The sequence below is a fragment of the Bacillus sp. SIMBA_005 genome (genome assembly GCF_046535585.1).
Classification (GTDB): Bacteria; Bacillota; Bacilli; order Bacillales; family Bacillaceae; genus Bacillus; species Bacillus pumilus.
In genome coordinates this window covers 1-231 of record NZ_JAWRWI010001280.1, presented here as the reverse complement: position 1 = coordinate 231, position 231 = coordinate 1, and the positions used below count along the sequence as shown (strand labels likewise).

The following is a 231-nucleotide window of genomic DNA, read 5'->3' as shown; positions in this document are numbered from 1 at the left end:
ATCTTGGCATAAAAGTATTAACAGTGTATGCGTTCTCTACAGAAAATTGGAAACGGCCAAAGCCTGAAGTCGATTTTCTGATGCGTCTACCTGTAGAATTTTTAGGATCTTTTTTACCGGAAATGATGGAGCGCAATGTGCGAGTTGAAATGATTGGAGATCCGACGCTCTTGCCAGCACCTACACAAAAAGCATTGTATGAGGCAATGGAAGAGACGAAGCATAATACAG

1 protein-coding gene is annotated in these 231 nt (G+C 41.6%); it reads left to right on the top strand.

Going from position 1 to position 231, the window contains the following annotated elements:
• Positions 1–231 (top strand): undecaprenyl diphosphate synthase family protein (locus SB660_RS24185; protein WP_410585185.1); only part of this gene is annotated, 231 nt, incomplete at both ends.